At 64.4% G+C, this 15,880-nt stretch carries 14 protein-coding genes; 1 reads left to right on the top strand and 13 read right to left on the bottom strand.

Features of this window, described 5'->3' with window-relative positions:
- Window positions 1–153 precede the first annotated feature (153 nt).
- From Q0D31_RS04195 to Q0D31_RS04220, 6 genes are all read right to left on the bottom strand, one after another.
- Window positions 154–924 (bottom strand): alpha/beta hydrolase, encoded by a 771-nt coding sequence (locus Q0D31_RS04195; RefSeq protein WP_291845653.1) that lies wholly within the window; start codon window positions 922–924, stop codon window positions 154–156.
- 189 nt (window positions 925–1,113) lie between these two features.
- A complete protein-coding gene (locus Q0D31_RS04200; protein WP_291845655.1) occupies window positions 1,114–2,400 on the bottom strand; it encodes a DUF445 domain-containing protein in 1,287 nt (428 codons plus the stop codon).
- Between the two features lie 284 nt (window positions 2,401–2,684).
- Window positions 2,685–3,161 (bottom strand): phasin, encoded by a 477-nt coding sequence (locus Q0D31_RS04205; protein ID WP_291845657.1) that lies wholly within the window; start codon window positions 3,159–3,161, stop codon window positions 2,685–2,687.
- Window positions 3,162–3,426: 265 nt separating this feature from the next.
- Complete coding sequence (locus Q0D31_RS04210) at window positions 3,427–4,020, bottom strand: GNAT family N-acetyltransferase (RefSeq protein WP_291845659.1); 594 nt, start codon at window positions 4,018–4,020, stop codon at window positions 3,427–3,429.
- Complete coding sequence (locus tag Q0D31_RS04215) at window positions 4,017–5,099, bottom strand: alpha/beta fold hydrolase (RefSeq protein ID WP_291845660.1); 1,083 nt, start codon at window positions 5,097–5,099, stop codon at window positions 4,017–4,019. The genes Q0D31_RS04210 and Q0D31_RS04215 overlap by 4 nt, the downstream gene beginning before the upstream one ends.
- Window positions 5,096–5,476, bottom strand: a complete 381-nt coding sequence (locus Q0D31_RS04220; RefSeq protein ID WP_291845661.1) for a hypothetical protein — start codon at window positions 5,474–5,476, stop codon at window positions 5,096–5,098. The genes Q0D31_RS04215 and Q0D31_RS04220 overlap by 4 nt, the downstream gene beginning before the upstream one ends.
- 170 nt (window positions 5,477–5,646) lie before the next feature.
- Between Q0D31_RS04220 and Q0D31_RS04225 the strand changes: the two genes are divergently transcribed.
- Entirely contained in the window at window positions 5,647–6,561 is a 915-nt protein-coding gene (locus tag Q0D31_RS04225) for an alpha/beta hydrolase (protein WP_291845662.1), read from the top strand.
- Here Q0D31_RS04225 and Q0D31_RS04230 read toward each other — a convergent pair.
- The 7 genes from Q0D31_RS04230 to Q0D31_RS04260 form a co-directional block, all read right to left on the bottom strand.
- On the bottom strand, window positions 6,512–7,234 hold the full coding sequence (locus Q0D31_RS04230; RefSeq protein WP_291845663.1) for a spermidine synthase: 723 nt from the start codon (window positions 7,232–7,234) through the stop codon (window positions 6,512–6,514). The genes Q0D31_RS04225 and Q0D31_RS04230 overlap by 50 nt on opposite strands.
- 31 nt (window positions 7,235–7,265) lie before the next feature.
- The gene (locus tag Q0D31_RS04235; RefSeq protein ID WP_291845664.1) at window positions 7,266–10,505 is read right to left on the bottom strand and encodes a cytochrome P450; all 3,240 of its coding nucleotides are present in this window, start codon (window positions 10,503–10,505) and stop codon (window positions 7,266–7,268) included.
- A gap of 157 nt (window positions 10,506–10,662) precedes the next feature.
- The gene (locus tag Q0D31_RS04240; protein WP_291845666.1) at window positions 10,663–11,658 is read right to left on the bottom strand and encodes an alpha/beta hydrolase; all 996 of its coding nucleotides are present in this window, start codon (window positions 11,656–11,658) and stop codon (window positions 10,663–10,665) included.
- 10 nt (window positions 11,659–11,668) lie between these two features.
- Entirely contained in the window at window positions 11,669–13,216 is a 1,548-nt protein-coding gene (locus tag Q0D31_RS04245) for a wax ester/triacylglycerol synthase family O-acyltransferase (RefSeq protein WP_291845667.1), read from the bottom strand.
- A gap of 145 nt (window positions 13,217–13,361) precedes the next feature.
- Window positions 13,362–14,159: an alpha/beta hydrolase gene (locus Q0D31_RS04250; RefSeq protein ID WP_291845668.1), complete on the bottom strand. Its 798-nt coding sequence runs from the start codon at window positions 14,157–14,159 to the stop codon at window positions 13,362–13,364.
- The gene (locus tag Q0D31_RS04255) at window positions 14,159–14,413 is read right to left on the bottom strand and encodes a DUF6489 family protein (RefSeq protein WP_291845669.1); all 255 of its coding nucleotides are present in this window, start codon (window positions 14,411–14,413) and stop codon (window positions 14,159–14,161) included. Before Q0D31_RS04255 ends, Q0D31_RS04250 begins: the two co-directional genes overlap by 1 nt.
- Before the next feature lie 100 nt (window positions 14,414–14,513).
- The gene (locus Q0D31_RS04260) at window positions 14,514–15,767 is read right to left on the bottom strand and encodes an FAD-dependent oxidoreductase (RefSeq protein WP_291845670.1); all 1,254 of its coding nucleotides are present in this window, start codon (window positions 15,765–15,767) and stop codon (window positions 14,514–14,516) included.
- Window positions 15,768–15,880: the final 113 nt, after the last annotated feature.

Below are 15,880 nucleotides of genomic sequence, written 5' to 3' on the forward strand. Positions count from 1 at the left end.
TCCTTCTCCCCGTTCTTCACGGGGAGAAGGTTGGGATGAGGGGCTCTGTCCACGATCGTAATCTATCGATAGACATCTACCCCCTCCCCGGATCGCATCTGACGATGCAATCCGACCTCTCCCCGCAAGCGGGGCGAGGTAAGGAGCGCGGCGTCAGCGATGCGGATTTGGATAAACCAGGCTGCGCCAGCCTGAGCGGTCGAACGGCTTCCACTGGCCTTCCGGCTGCGCCAGCCGATCAGCCACCGCATAAACCGCGGCGGGGTGGTGGGCCATGCCGCAATGGCTGCTCTCGACCTCGATGCTCTCGGACGTCGCCGTCGCCTGCTCCCGACAACCCTGCCAGGCGCAAATGCCGTCGGTGCGGCTGAAGATCGCGGTGGTCGGCACCGGCGGCGTGCCCGCCAGCGCGCCGCCGAAGCGCGTATCCTCTTCATCGGCGCGCCGACCGCTGACCATCTCATAGACCTGCCAGGCGTTGGTGGCCTTCGGCCCGGCGGCGAACGGGCTGCCGAGCGTGATGACGCCGCGGACGCGATCCGGCAGCATCTTGGCGAGCTGGCGCGCATAGAGGCCGCCAAGGCTCCAGCCGATCAGGGATATCTTGCGACCGTGGGTATCGCTCAACTCTCGAACCAGATCCACCATCCCGTCCTGGACGCCCTCGCGCAAACCTAGATTGCGTCCCTGCAGCCATCCGCTCACTTCATACCCGCGCCCCCTGAGAAAGCTTCGCAGCGGACGCGTCGACGCATCGGACGCGACGAGACCGGGCAATACCAAGACAGGGTGACCGTCACCTCTCGGGGCGAGGCTGAGAAGCGGCAGGGCGCCAAGAAAGGCGCCCAACTCGGAGACGGCTCGCCCCTCCATCAGCATCAGCGTCTTGGACGGCGGCGACAGTGCCTGCGTTGCAATAGCCATCTTGTATGCTCTCGGGCCCGGCTCCTTGCGTTTCGGCAGCCGGCTGCTGGTTCAGGGATATAGACGCACACCCCCTCGAATCGTTCCGCAGCGCAACATATCGACCAAGAAGCTAGGGAACCGGCCTTCGCCTTTCAAGCGTCCCTGATCGCGCCGCAATCGGCTGAAAGGGCGAGCGTGATTAATTGGTCACAACCCCCGCAGCAGGTATTCCAGGGTGTAAAGCACCAACCCGGCCAACCCGCCGATCACCGAGCCGTTGAAGCGGATGTATTGCAGGTCGCGCCCGATGTTGATTTCGATCAGCGCGATCAACTGCCCCATGTCCCAGGACTTGACCTGATCGGAAATAAAGGTCGAGACGCCGCTCTTCTGCTCGGCGACGACCGTTCGCAGCACCGCCACCAGGCCCTGGTTGATGTCGCCGCGCAGCTCGGCGTCGCCGGCCAGCGCTTCGCCCGCCGTCACGAGCATGCGCACCAGATAATGCTCCAGCACCTGCGTCTCGCCCGAGGCGCTGCGCTCGAAGAAATCGCTCACATTGGCCCAGATGTGGCGTACGAGGTCGCCCAGTTCGGGACGCGCCAGCAGATCGCGCTTCAGCCCGGCGATGCGCTCGGCGTACACCGGATCGGTGCCGAGGCGGTCGACGAACGTCAGCACCATGCGGTCGAACTCGCCGCGAAACGGGTGCGCGGGATCGTTGCGGACCTCCTCGAAGAAGGCGCTGGCCGAGGCCACGATCTTGTTCACCAGAAACTTGTCGGCGCGGTAGAGCTTCAACAGCGTCGGCAACTCGTCGCGGATCTTCTGGCGGATCATCGCCATCGTCTCCGCTTGGGTCATGGTCTGATGCACCGCGCGCAGGATGTCGTCGAGCAGCCCCTGATGCCGCCCCTCCTGCACGAAGGCGCGCAGTGTGCCCGCGGCGAGCGGCGCCAGGTCGATCGACATCAATTGCGCGGTGACGCGGCGGCTGACGAACGTCATCAGCCCGGAGCTTTCCGTCGCCGCGATCGCGTCGGGCAGCAGCCGCAGCGCAAAGCGGGCGAGATCCTCGCTGCGCTTGCGGTCGCGCAGCCAGTCGGCGATGAATGAGCCGAAATCGATCTGCCGCAGCTTGGCTTCGACCGGCGCAGATTCGAGGAAATGCACCTCGATGAACTCACCGAGCTTGTCGGCGATGCGGTGCTGGTTGCCCTGGATGATCGCGGTGTGCGGAATCGGAAGCCCCAGCGGCCGTTTGAACAGCGCCACCACGGCGTACCAGTCGGCCAGGCCGCCGATGGTGGCGGCCTCGGCGAAGGCTGCGACAAAGCCGAACGCCGGATGCACCGGCAACAGCGCCCTGGCGGCGACGAAGACGGCGAACGTCGCCGCCAGTACGGATGTCGCCAGCAATTTCACCCGCCGCAACTCGGCGGCGCGCGCGGCGTCGCCGGGCTTGTCGGTGACGAATGATGCGGGAAGGCTCATGGCGGCTTTCGGACGTTGAATTCGAATTCTAACGCCTCGCGCTTGATGTGTCCCGGACGCGATGCAGCCTAGGCCATGAGAAGAATCGTCCGGCTTCGCGCTGCGCGCATAACCGTCATTCCGGACGACGCGAAGCGGCGATCCGGAATCTCGAGATTCTCGCGATGTGCGATTGCACATTGTAGTTCGTGCTTCGCACGCCCCGGAATGACTGGGCGCACCCGACAAAAAGAAGGCCCGCCTGAGCGGGCCTTCGAAAACGTCAGTTGTCAGGCGGATCGCGATCAGGCGGTCTGGGAATAGACCTTGGCGAAGTTGTCCTGCGCGGTCTTGGCGCCGTCAGCGGCGAGCTTGCCGAGATATTCGGTGGTCGCCTTCGCGCGCGAGACCAGAACTTCGCCGCGCGCACGGACCATGTCCGACTGGATCTGGGCCGCTTCGCTCAGCGACTTGGCCGAGGCGAGCTTGTCGATGCCGGCGAAGAACGCTTCGGCGTCCTGGTAGAGCGCCTGCTGGATGTTGCGGCTGATCTTGGCGGCCTCGGAAACCGAACCGGCGACGGCGGTCTCGATGGCGGCGGTCACCTTCTCGGAGCCGGCGTGCATGTCGGCGGCGCGAACCTTGGCGGTCTCGGCCTGCTTCTTCACGAATTCACGGGCGGCTTCCGGAACTTCCAGGTTCTGGAGCTTGGTGAACGCCTCGGTGACGGGCGCGAAGGCTTCCTTGACGGTGTTCAGCACGGAATTGGTTTCGGTGGTCATTGGGGTTCTCCATCCTCAGGTTTGAGCTATGGGCTCACCCCGTCCGGTTTGGCCCGGGGCAAGAGGGTTATGGCATGCTTAATGGTGCATCGCAACATTAATGATGCGCCGCGATATCACGAGTTCGTGAAGTGATCGATGGGCGCGCTGTCCGGCGGAACCGTCCAAAGTTCCACTTCGATCTGACACCGGAGCCACCCCCTCTACTTTGCATGGGGTTGTTTTGCGATTTTTTTGTCCGGCGGTGCAGCGCCGGGAAGCCACGTCAATGTTGGACCGCCGCCGGCAGCCCATAGGCCTCCATCTGTGCCCGGACCTGCGCCACATTGTGCCCGAGCACGACGATGTCGTGGGTCTTGCCGTCGACGTCCCGGACCTGGTCCCGCAACAGGGCCTCGGCCTTGAAACCGAGGCTTTCGAACAGCGCGATCGCCGCCTGCTGGTCCACCGTCATCTGCACCGAGAGCTTCTCAAGCCCGGCGCCGAGCGCGATCGCAAAGGTCTCCTGCGACAGCGCCCGACCCACCCCCTGCCCGCGCACGTCCTGCGATACGACCATGCGGATCTCGCCGACATGGGGCGACCAGGAATGGGGGTCGCGCACCAGCGTGCCGCTGCCGACCACCGTTTTGCCCCTCAGCGCCAGCAGGCTGACGATGGCGCCGCGCTCGATCTCGTTGATCCAGGCCGACAGCACCTTGGGCTCGCTGATATTGCGCGGCAGGAACAACAGATCATGGGTCGGGAGCGCCTTGGCAAAAGCCAGCACCGCCGCCTCGTCGCTGCGCGCCATCATGCGAAATTCGATCTCACCGGCATCGGTCTTGACGCGGCGCGGATAGGAACGGGTTTCACTCATGTCGATCTCTTGCCCAACCAGGAGTCCAGTTTCGGCCACAGCCGCTTGATCGCGTTGGCGCCGGCGACGAGGCTGACGTGACCGCCCTTCAGCATCACCTCCTCCTTGTCGGACGAGCCGACCTTGGTGATCAGATGCCTGGCGGCGTCATAGGGCACGATGTGGTCGTGTTCAGCCACCGCGTGCATGATCGGCACCTTGATGTTCGAAATATTGGCCGGGCGGCCGCCGACCGACATGGTGTCGTTGAACAGCTTGTTGTCCCACATCAGGTCCTTGGTGATGCCGCGGAAGTACTCGCCGGCCAGCGGCAGGGTGTCCGTGCCCCAGCGATCCATCATCCGGTAGGCCTTGACGTATTCGTCGTTCCAGATGTTCTCCCACAACTGCACCTGGCTCGCGGCGCGCGACGCCGGCCGCAGCATTTCGAACGACGACAGGATCATTTCGGGCGGCACGTTGCCGATGCTGTCGACCAGCCGGTCGACGTCGAAGTAGCGGCGATCCGAAAAATTCGAGAACAGCTTCATCTCGCGGAAATCGATCGGGGTGGTGAAGCAGATCAGGTTCTTCATCGGCCCGTCGTTGAAGATCGAGCCGTAGAGCAAGGACAGCACGCCGCCGAAGCAATAGCCGATCACGGTGACGTCGCGCTCGCCGGAATCCTGCTGCACGCGGCGAACGCAATCCGGGATGAAGTCGAGGACGTAGTCCTCCATCCGCAGGCTTTTCTCCTCCGGCTTCGGCGCGGTCCAGTCCAGCATGTAGACGTCGTAACCGCGTTTCAGCAGAAACTCGACGAGACTCTGGCCGGGCACCATGTCCAGAATGTAGCCGCGGTTGGTGGTCGCCATCACGATCAGGATCGGCACGCGGTAGATCTCGTCCGCCATCGGCCGATAGTGGTAGAGGTTCATGGTGCCGCGAACGGCCAGAATGTCCTTCGGCGTCGAGCCAAGCGCAGGGCCGGACGAGGCAATATACTCGACGCCCTTGATGCTGCGCTGGATCGCACGTTGCACCTCGGACTGTATCCGCTCGGGAACCGAGGCGAGGTCGAGGCCTGCGTGAGCGTTCATTTCTGACCTCCCTCCGGCGGCGGACGCCTGGTGCGCGGCGGCCGCGGCGTGCCGTGGCCGCCTTCCGGCGCCAGCGAATTGTGGTGGATCTGATGCAGCATCGCCTTGATCTCGTTGAGCTGGCCCTCGATCGCCTGGATGCGCTCGGCCATGCCCACCATCTGCGCCCGGCTCGGCAGGTTCATCGCGAGCAGATACTTCTCCATCAGTTCACCGAGCTGTTTCTGCGCGCCGGCGGTGACGCCGCCGACCTGGTTCATGACCTTGGAGAATTCCGGCGACGCCATCGCCTGGTTGGCGAAGGAGTTGAACCCCTTCTCCATCTCCCCGACCATGGTCTGCCAGATCACGGCAGGATCGTTGCTGTTGTCGGCCATTGACGCCCTCTCCTCGCGGTCACGAGCGCTTGCCACGCTTTGCTTGATGTTTGGCCCCATACCACACCCTTGCTGACGGGCGGTCAACCACCGCAAGGTCTTCTGCGGTGCAGGAAACCGTGCCATATCGTTTACCGATCGAGGCACCAGCTGAAGGAAAGACATACGCGATGCTTGCCCATCAACCGCCACAGATCGCCCGCGCCAACGGCATCGACATCTGCTACGAAATCTTCGGCGATACGGCTGCCGAACCCATGCTGCTGATCATGGGGCTCGGCGCCCAGATGATCCTTTGGGATGACGAATTCTGCCAGAAGCTCGCCGCCCGCGGCTTTCGCGTTATCCGCTTCGACAACCGCGACATCGGCAAATCCTCGCACCTTTCCGGCGGAAAGCGATTGACCATGCTGGAACTGCTCAAGCTGCGCTTCCTGAGGATTCCGGTTGCTGCTCCCTACCGCCTGATCGACATGGCCAAGGATACCGTCGGCCTGATGGACGTGCTCGGCATCAAATCGGCGCATCTGGTCGGTGCGTCGATGGGTGGCATGATCGCCCAGGAAATCGCGATCTCGTTCCCGCAGCGGGTGCGCTCGCTGACGTCGATCATGTCGACCACGGGCAATCCGAGAATTCCGCCGCCGACCCGGGAGGCCGCCGCCATGCTGATGGCGCCGCCCCCGAACACCAAGGAAGAGTATTTCGAGCGCTTCGCCAAGACCTGGAAAGTGCTGCGCGTCGGCTCGTTCCCGGAAGACGAGACGCTGGACCTTTCACGCGCCGCGCGCACCTTCGAGCGCGGCCTCAATCCCGCGGGCGTCGGCCGGCAGTTGCGGGCCGTGCTTGCCTCGGGCAGCCGCAAGGAACGTCTGCATCACGTAAAGATCCCGACGCTGGTGATTCACGGCACCGTCGATCCGCTGGTTCGTCCCGAAGGCGGCAAGGACACCGCCGCGTCGATTCCCGGCGCCAAGCTCTTGATGATCGAAGGCATGGGCCACGCTTTGCCGATCCCGATGTGGCCGCAGATCATCAGCGCGATCGACGAGCACGCGCATCGCGCGGCGGCGAAGGCGGCGTAGCCTCTGCCGTCGCGATCCATATGACGTGGCGTGCGCCGACACCCTTGCCGACGGCGCGCACCGCGACCTCGTTGACGGCATATCCGGCCTGGCGAAGCCGCTTTGAAAATCCTGCATTCGATCCGGACGACCAAACCGCCAGCACCCCGCCCGGCCGCAGCGCGGTGTGGGCCGCTTGCAGACCGGCGGCGTCGTAGAGAGCGTCATTCGCCTTGCGGGTGAGTCCTTCCGGACCATTATCGACGTCGAGCAGGATCGCATCGAAAGCACGCGGATGGCTTTGGATCACCTGCGCAACGTCCACCTCCTGGACATCAACGCGGGGATCGCTGAGGCTGTCGCCGAAAATCCCGGCCAGCGGGCCGCTGGCCCAGGCGACGACGGCGGGCACCAGCTCGGCCACCACGATCTGCGCCTTGCTTCCGAACACCGCAAGCGCCGCGCGCAAGGTAAAGCCCATGCCCAGGCCGCCGATCAGCACCTGCGGCCCGGCGACCTTCCCGATCTGCTTGGCGGCAAGCGTCGCGAGCGCAGCCTCTGAACCCGAAAGGCGGCTGTTCATCAGCTCGTTGGCGCCGAGCATGATGGAAAACTCCTGGCCGCGCCGCATCAGGCGCAGTTCCCCGTCGGAATCCGGCACGCGCGCGGTATCGATTTTTTCCCATGGAATCATGAGAACGCTTTAGCACGGCCGGAGGTGACAGTTACCCGCCAGCCCAGACGTCGAGCACGTAACGGTTGCCGGTGCCGAGCTTGTCGATCCAGCGCAAGCCCGCATCGGCGTCGGCCCCCGATTTGTCGCGATAGATCGCAACCAGCGCGGCTTTGACATCAGGCTCCATCTGGCTGCCGTCGCCGCAGACATAGACGATCGCGCCCTGCTCGATCAGGTTCCAGACCCGGTCCTTCTGCGCGGCAACCTGATGCTGGACATAGGTCTTCGGCCCATCGGCGCGCGAGAACGCGGTATGCAGCTCGACAACGCCGTCAGCGGCGAACGCCTTCAATTCGTCAGCATAGATGAAATCCTGGTCAGGATGACGGCAGCCGAAGAACAGCATCGCCGGACCGAGGCTGGCGCCGTGCGCCTTGCGATGCGCACGCTCCTGCAGGAAGCCGCGGAACGGGGCCAGCCCCGTACCCGGGCCGATCATGATCACGGGAACCGACGCATCGTCCGGCAGGCGGAAGCCGGCCTTGGTCTCGCGTACCGTCGCATGAACTGTATCGCCGACGCGGCGGCCGGCGAGGTAGTTGGAGCAGACGCCCTTGTAGACGCCGCGACCCGAACTTGCGGGCGCTTCGACGACGCCGACGGTCACGCTGCAGCGTCCGGGGTCGGCGGACGGCGAAGAGGAGATCGAATAATAGCGCGGCGCCAGCAGCGACAGCATTTCCAGATAGGCGTGGAACGGCAGCTCGCAGGCCGGATGCTCCTCCAGCAGATCGAATACCGATTTGCGCCTGGCCAGCACCTCGGAACGGTAACGCTCGGTGGACGCCTCGTCGTCGCCGACATAGGCCAGCAGTTTCGGCCTGGTCACCGGGCAGCGGGTATGTTCCGACATGATCTGGATCTGCTTGCGGGTGGCGATCTGCTGCAACTCGACGAACTCGGTCAGCAACCGCCCGACCGACACGGCGTCGCCGACCGGCAATTGCGCGCGGCGGCCCTCGGCGACGTGCAGCCTGATCTGGTCCGCCGGCAAGAAGCCGAAGCGGCGCGCGACCGAATCGACCAGCGCGGGATCGTTGCGCGGCACCACGCTAAGATGGTCGCCGACGCGGTAGGCGATGCCCGGCGGCAGTTCCACCTCGATATGCCGCGTCGAACGGTCTGACGGATTGGCGCCGCTTTTGTTCTGCAGTTCCGAATTGTCCAGCACCTTCATCGGCGCGACGCCGCCCTGGGCAACGATCATGTGGACGGCCGATGGCGCCACCGGCTCGATCGAATACAGCGGCGCGTCGTCGGCGCTGCGGCTGAAGCTTGAATCGATGCCGAACTCCTTCATCGCCGCCGCGGCGGCGGCGGCAAACCATTTTTCGAACTGGCCGTCGAGATCGCTGCGGGCATCGCCCTCGCCGCGGGCGTAGACGCTGCGCGCGCCATGTTTGGCGAGCTGGTCGTCAATCATGCGCGGCACCGACTGGTAGGTCGCAGCCCAGTCGCTGTTGCCGCAGCCGAACACCGCGTAGCGCACCTTGGCCAAGGCGCTCTTCGGCAAATCGCCGCCCAGCCATTTGACGAACTGCGTGGCGTTGTCGGGCGCCGCGCCATTATACGACGCACAGAAGATCAGCACCCCGCCCTGCTCCGGCAGCTTGCCGGCGTAGTCGTCGAGCGCGCCGAGCCTGGTCGCGAAACCGTTGACCTCCGCCAGATCGGCCACCCGCGTCGCCAGTTCCTCGGCAGTGCCGAGGTTGGAGCCATAGAGCACCAGCAGCGGCGTGTTGTGTCCCGGACGGGTCCGCGCCCTGGGCGCCGCCGTGTTCGAGGCGGCTGCGGTCGCGGCGGTACGGCCGGCGAAGGCGCCACGATCCCGGTCGGCGCGCGGCCGCACCTTGATCTTGAAGCCGTCCGGCTTGATCGTCAGCGTTTCCTTCAGGTGCATCTGGTAACGGTGATTGTCGATCAGCTTGAAACGCTGCAGGATCATTCCGATCGCGAGCGCCGCCTCGTGCATCGCAAAGCCGCGCCCGATGCAGGCGCGCTGGCCGTTGCCGAACGGCTTCCAGGCATTGATCGGACGCCGGGCCTCGGCCTCGCGGCTGAAATTCTCCGGATCGAACGCGTCCGGGTTCGGTCCCCAGACGCTGGGATCGCGGTGTAACGCCATCACCAAAACCGTGACGAAAGTGTTCTTCTTCAATTTGTACTTGCCGCCAATGGTCTCGTCCTTCAGCGGCGCAACGCCATAGGCCGGCGCCGGCGGCCACAGCCGCAGCGCTTCCTTCAAAACCTGGGTGATGTAGGTGAGCTGGGTGACCTGCTGATAGGTCGGCTTCGCATTGATGTCGGGCCCAAGCACCCGATCGACCTCCTCATAGGCCTTCTTGAGAACCTCGGGGTGCTTGAGCAGGGCATAGATGGTGCAGGAAAGCAGGCCGCTGGTGGTCTCGTGGCCCGCGATCAGGAAGGTGTTGATCTGATAGCGGATGTTGACGTCGTCGAGCTGTTCGCCGGTGGCGCGGTCGACGCCGGTCATCATGGCGCCCAGCATGTCCTTCCTGGCATCGGCGGCAGCGTCGGCGTTGCCGCGGCGCTCGGCGATGATCTCGTCGACCATCTTGTTCATGAAGGCGACGTCCTGCGCCAGGTCACGGCGGCGCTTCTGCAGCCACAGGCCTTCCAGTGGAATGCCGCGCGTCATCATGATGGTCTCGAGCGAACGCACCAGCGATTCCACGAAGGGGTGGTAGTCGCGGCGGTAGAACGAATTGAAACGGTAGTCGAAGCCGCACAGCCCGATGGTGTCGAGCGTCAGCGCGGTCATGTCGTGGACGACCTCGATCTCCTCGTCGCCGTTGAGCCGCTCCCACTTCTTCACGAGCTGTTCGGCGATATCGACCATGCTCGGATGGTAGGACTGCATCGCGCGGTTGCCGAACGGCTGCAGCAGGATGTTGTGCGCCTTGCTCCAGTTCGGCTCGCTGGTATCGGCGGTGAACAGCCCGTCGCCGCCCACCGCGCGGACCCGGCGCAGCGAGCCGCGCACCGCCTTGTCGAAGCGCTTCTCGTCGGATATCTCGTCGATGAGATCGTGGCCCGAGACGATGACAAGCGGCGCGCCCATCATGTCGAGCCAGAAGATCGGCCCCAGCTCCCTGGACAGCCGCACCAGATGCTGCACCGGGGCGTTGGGATCCAGCGACAGCATGTTGCCGACAACAGGCTTTTTCGGCGGATGCGGGATCGGGCTTAGCTTGTTGATCGATGCCATTTTTGAAGAGTCTCCTGCCCTGTCTCAACCACTCCGTCATTCCGGGATGGTCCGCAGGACCAGACCCGGAACCTCGAGATTCCGGGTTCGATGCTTTGCATCGCCCCGGAATGACTGCTCACGCCGCTTCGCTTGCAATCACGATGTGGCCATTGCCCTACCCGAACCGCTTCCTGCGCCATTCGATCAGCTTGGCGCTGACCTCCTCCGGCTTTTCCTGTTGCGTCCAATGTCCGCTGTCGCGCACCAGATATTTCTCCAGATCGGGAACGACCTTCTCCATGCCATCAGCCGCCGATGGCGGCAATACCGCGTCGTTCTCCGCCATGATCATCAGCGACGGCACCCGCACGATGTGGTCGAGCCCTGCCGAGCGCTGCCAGTTACGGGAAAAATTGCGGTACCAGTTGATGCCCCCGGTGAAGCCGGTTCGGGTGAAGGTATCGACGAACACTTTCTTTTCCTCCGGCGACAGGATCGGCGTCCGCGGGTCGAACCTGGCGTCATAGGCCGCGATCATCTGCGGGAACGCCAGGTTGGTCTTGCTCGATGCGCCGACACCCGCGGTCGCCGGAGCCGCCGGCGCGTCGTCCTTGCGCGGCAGCGGCTTGCGCATGAACGCGTCAAACGTCTGCTCGACGCGGCTGCCAAAGATCCTGTCAGGCTCGCGGGCGGGATCCTGGAACTGAACGATGTACATGCTGTCGCCGAACCGCTTTCGGAACAGCTCGATCGGGTCGGCCGGCAGGCGGTCGTAGTGCGGCGTGTTGACTCCGACGACGCCGGCGACGCGTTCGATGTGGCGCAGCGGCATCTGCCAGACGATGAAGCCGCCCCAGTCGTGGCCGACGAAGATAGCCTTTTCGATCTCGAGGTGGTCGAGCAGACCGACCAGATCACCGGTCAGGTGCTCCATGTCGTAAGCCTCGACCGGCTCTGGCCGGTCGGTCGAACCGTAGCCGCGCTGGTCCGGCGCGATCACCCGGATGCCGGCCTCGCTCAGCGCCTTGAGCTGGTGGCGCCAGGAGAAGGCGATTTCCGGCCAGCCGTGGCACAGGATCATTGGGGGCTTGTCGGACTTCGGCCCCGCCTCGTAATAGCCCATTCGAATGCCGTTGACCTGGGCGAACTGCAATGGCGGCATTTCAATCATGGTTCGAAACCTATTCAGCCGCGCTGGTCATGCTCTTCGGCGGTGCGAACGCTGCCTCCAGCGCCTCGAACTCCCGCGGAAGCATGTCGCACAAGACCTGGACATTCGGGATGATGTTGGCGCCGGCGATAAAGCCGAAATCAAGCTGGTCGCGGTAGCTTTGCACGGTGATGTTGAGCGCGAGCCCATGCGCCGAGATCGACACCGGGAAGATGTGCAGCAGCTCCGCGCCTGCAGCATACAGCGTCTGCCGCGGCCCCGGCACGTTGGACACCGTGATATTGGCCGATGGCGGCAGTACGTCGGACAGATTGGAGCGGCTGTAGAGCAGCGCCAGAATCTGCACCAGGATCGGCGCGCCCAGCATCGAGATGTTCGACACCTGCGGCATCAGCGCGCGCAGCGGATGTGACATTTCCTTGGACTTGACCGACTGCGCGATGATCGCCTCCAGCCGCCCCTTCGGATCCTCGACATTGGTGGCGATCGCGCAGATCATGCCAAACACTTGGTTATTCGCCTCGGTGTTGCCCTCCTCGCGTAGCGATATCGGCACCGCGGCGGTCATTGACTTGGCCGGCAACGCGCCACGCTCCAGCAGATAGCGCCGGACCACGCCGGAGGAAAGCGCCAGCACCACGTCATTCAGCTTGCCGCCGGATTGCCTGGCGAGCGCCTTGGCCCGCGAAAGCGAGATCGAGGTGCCGGCGAAGCTGCGTTCCGACGAAATCGCCTTGTTCAGAATGGTCGGCGGCGACACCATGCTGGCGATGCTGTCGCGCGACTTCGGATCGGAGATCTTGCCGACGACGTCGGAAACACTCTTCAACATCGTGGGAATGCTGCCGGCGAATTTAACCGCGCTCTCGATCTGGAGCATGGCGTTGTCGAACAGGATCGATGCAAGATCGCTTTTCCCGGATCGCGGCAGCTCGATGCTCTTCGACGTCGTCGCGCCGTCTAAAGGCTGGCGCCAGAGTTGCTGGTAGGAATCGATCAGGTTGGCGGCGATGTCGCGCGGCTCCCTGGCCCCCTTCGCCTGCGCGACGGGCTTGTGGACTTTGCGCGGGACCGGCGTGACGTCGTAGATCATGCTCGTCAGCGCCGCGCCGGCGCCACCATCGATGCAGGCGTGGTGCATCTTGGAATAGAGCCCGATCTCGTTGTCCTTCATGCCTTCGAACACGTAGAACTCCCAGAGCGGACGGGCGCGGTTCAGAAGCTTGGCATGCATCCAGCCGACGATGCGCTCGAGCGTCGCGCGGTCGTGGGGCGCCGGGAGACTGCCGCGGAAGATGTGACGATCGATGTCAAACTGGTCATCCTCGACCCAGGACGGGTGATCGATGTCGAGCGGCGCTTTTTCCAGGCGCGCCTTGAGGATCGGCGCGATGTGCAGCCGCGAGGCGATCATCGCCTTGAAGTCTTCGAAGAAATCACCCTTGTATTTCTCCGGCAGGCGAAAGATTGCCATGCTGCCCACATGCATGGGCATTTCGGGCGTCTCCAGGTACAAAAACGACGCGTCCATCGAGGACAGTTTCCTGGTGTCGGCCATATTCTCCTCCCGTGGTGGAAAACGCGGCGCTTTGGCGGCGCTTCTGGCGTTCAGGTCGTCTCCTATGGGGCGTCTTCCGCACACCGCGCCCATCCCGTGGAGGGCGGCCGGATTCGGGATCATGCCTCAGGCCTAAGGCTTTGAACTACGATTGTGCATTTTCTGGGGGGCCGTAGGCAATCGAAAACGGCCCGGTCCGGTCAAATGGCGTAAACTCCCCCTCCGCCTGTGCCAGGCGGTCAGCTACCGCCCAAAGGGCGGCCGGGTTGACCCCGAGCCCGACGTGGCTGGCGAGATGCACCTCGATGTTCTCGGCCTTCACAGAAGGACGCAGCAGGCTGGTGCGCCAGTTCACGATGCCGTCGGTACGAGAGTAGATCGAGGTCGCCGGGACCGGAAGGTCGCCGGCGATCGCTTGCCTGATTTCGGGATTGTCGTCGGAATCCTCACCCGTCAGCGCCTCATAGAGCCGCGTCGCGTTGGTTGCCCTGATGTCGCCGGTGAACGGGCTGCCGAGCGTGATCACGGCGCGCACCATGTCGGGCAATTGTACCGCGAGGTCGCGGGCATAGACGCCGCCGAGACTCCAGCCGACCAGACTGACCTTGCGGCCGGTCTGTCCGTGAATGCGCGTCAAGAGGTCGCGAAGCGCCGCGCGCCTGGAAGCCACGCCGCCGAGATTGCGGCCCATCTTCCAGGCGTAGGTGTCATGACCGAGTTCCTTCAGGTAGCGCCGCATCGGCGCCATCGAAAGATCGCTGGCGAGAAAACCCGGCAGCGCCAGCACCGGGTGCCCGTCGCCCTTCGGAGCCTGCAACAGCAACGGCGACAGCAGCAGGCTGGAATGAAGTTCGAACAGGCCCCTTGCCTCGGCCAGCATCAGCAACAGGCTCGGCGGCCGAAGCCTTTGCTCTTCCGTCCCGGCGCCTTCGGCGGCGGCCACTACTTATTACCCTTCTTGGTCGTACCCCCGAGGCCGGCCATGGTTACGAACATATCCTGGAAACGCTCGGCGATCTTGGGGTCGAAGGTGAACCAGCTCTGGATCAGAGACTCAGGCGAAACCTTGTCGATGTTGGACATCATCTGCTGCTGCATTTTGTCCATGACGGCGTTCTGCATCGGCGAGACATCCGGCAATCCGAAGAACTGCCTGGCCTCCAGTGGCGTGCATTCTATCTCGACATTAACCTTCATGAGACGGCTCCTTTGGCGAGGCTTTGCGCAGTATCGCCACGATCACCGCCATGGCGCAAGGACCAGCCCCCCGGCCTGTGTTCCCAACCCTCTGATATGGTCAACCAAAGCGTTCGACGGCGAACGGCTTGACGTCGGCGAAGGGGGTCTCCCCGGTCATCACTTCAGCCAGCAGGCGGCCGGTTGCGGGCCCGAGCGTGAGGCCGTGGTGTTGATGGCCGAAATTGAACCACAGCCCGCCATGGCGGGGAGCCCTTCCGATCACCGGGAGCATGTCGGGCAGGCAGGGGCGCGCACCCTTCCAGGGCATCGCGTCCACCGGCTCTCCCAAAGGAAACAGCTTGTGCGCCCGGGGCAGCGCCTGCTCGAGTTGGACCGGCGACGGCGGTGCGTCGCGGTGGGCGAACTCGGCGCCGGTGGTCACGCGAATGCCACGGTTCATCGGCGCCAGCAGATAGCCGAGGTCGGCGTCCAGCACCGGATGATGCAGCACCGCATTGCCGCGCGGCCTGAGATGCAAATGGTACCCGCGCTTGACCTGAAGCGGGATCGAATAGCCGAGCGGTGCGAAGATCTGATCGGACCACGGCCCCATCGCCACCACGGCCTCGCGGGCGGTGATCGTGCCCTCCAGCGTCGCCACGCGCCACCGGCCGCCGGACGCCTCGAGCGTTCGTGCATCGCCGACGAGGTACCGCCCGCCCTTGCGGCCGAACAGGGCGGCATAGGCCTTGGCGAGGCCACCGGGATCGGGCACGAATCCCGGCGTCGGAAAATAGACCGCGCCGCTGAATTCGCCGGCGAGATGCGGCTCGCGCGCGATGATCGCGGGACTATCCAGCACCTCGCCGGCGACGCCATGCGCCTGGGCCCGCGCCAAGTCCTTGACGGCGTTCGCAAGCGTGGCCTCGGAACGAAACAGCTTGATCCAGCCGGTTCGCCGCAACAGCTCGGGAACGCCCGCCTCGGCGATCAACGCCTCGTGCTCGATCAGGCTGCGCTGGATCAACGGCAGCTCGGCCATCGCGCTGTGCAGCGCGCGCTCCGGCGACGAGGCCAGGAAGTAGCGGATCAACCAGGGCAGGAAGTCCGGCAAATCCCTGAACCGGTAGCGAACCTGCGGCGCGCGATGCAGCGCGTAGCGCAGGATCTGGCCGAAGTCCCGCGGAAACATGTACGGAAAGACCGAGGCGCATTCGATCAGCCCGCCATTGCCGTAGCTGGTTTCCTCCCCGGCCACCGCGTGGCGATCGATCAGGACCACGTCCCGGCCGCGCTGCTGCAGATGCAGCGCGGCGCCGACGCCGACCATGCCCGCGCCCAGGACGAGAACGTCGGCCTTCAGTTCCGCCATCCGGCACTCCAAAAATTCAACGCCACCCGCTCGCGCGCGGCTCAAGCCAAAGCTAGTCGTTACCGCACCGCCGCGCAAACCGGCAGTCGAGACGGCGGCTGGACTCCGGCAGC

This window comes from Bradyrhizobium sp., assembly GCF_022844465.1.
Classification (GTDB): domain Bacteria; phylum Pseudomonadota; class Alphaproteobacteria; order Rhizobiales; family Xanthobacteraceae; genus Bradyrhizobium.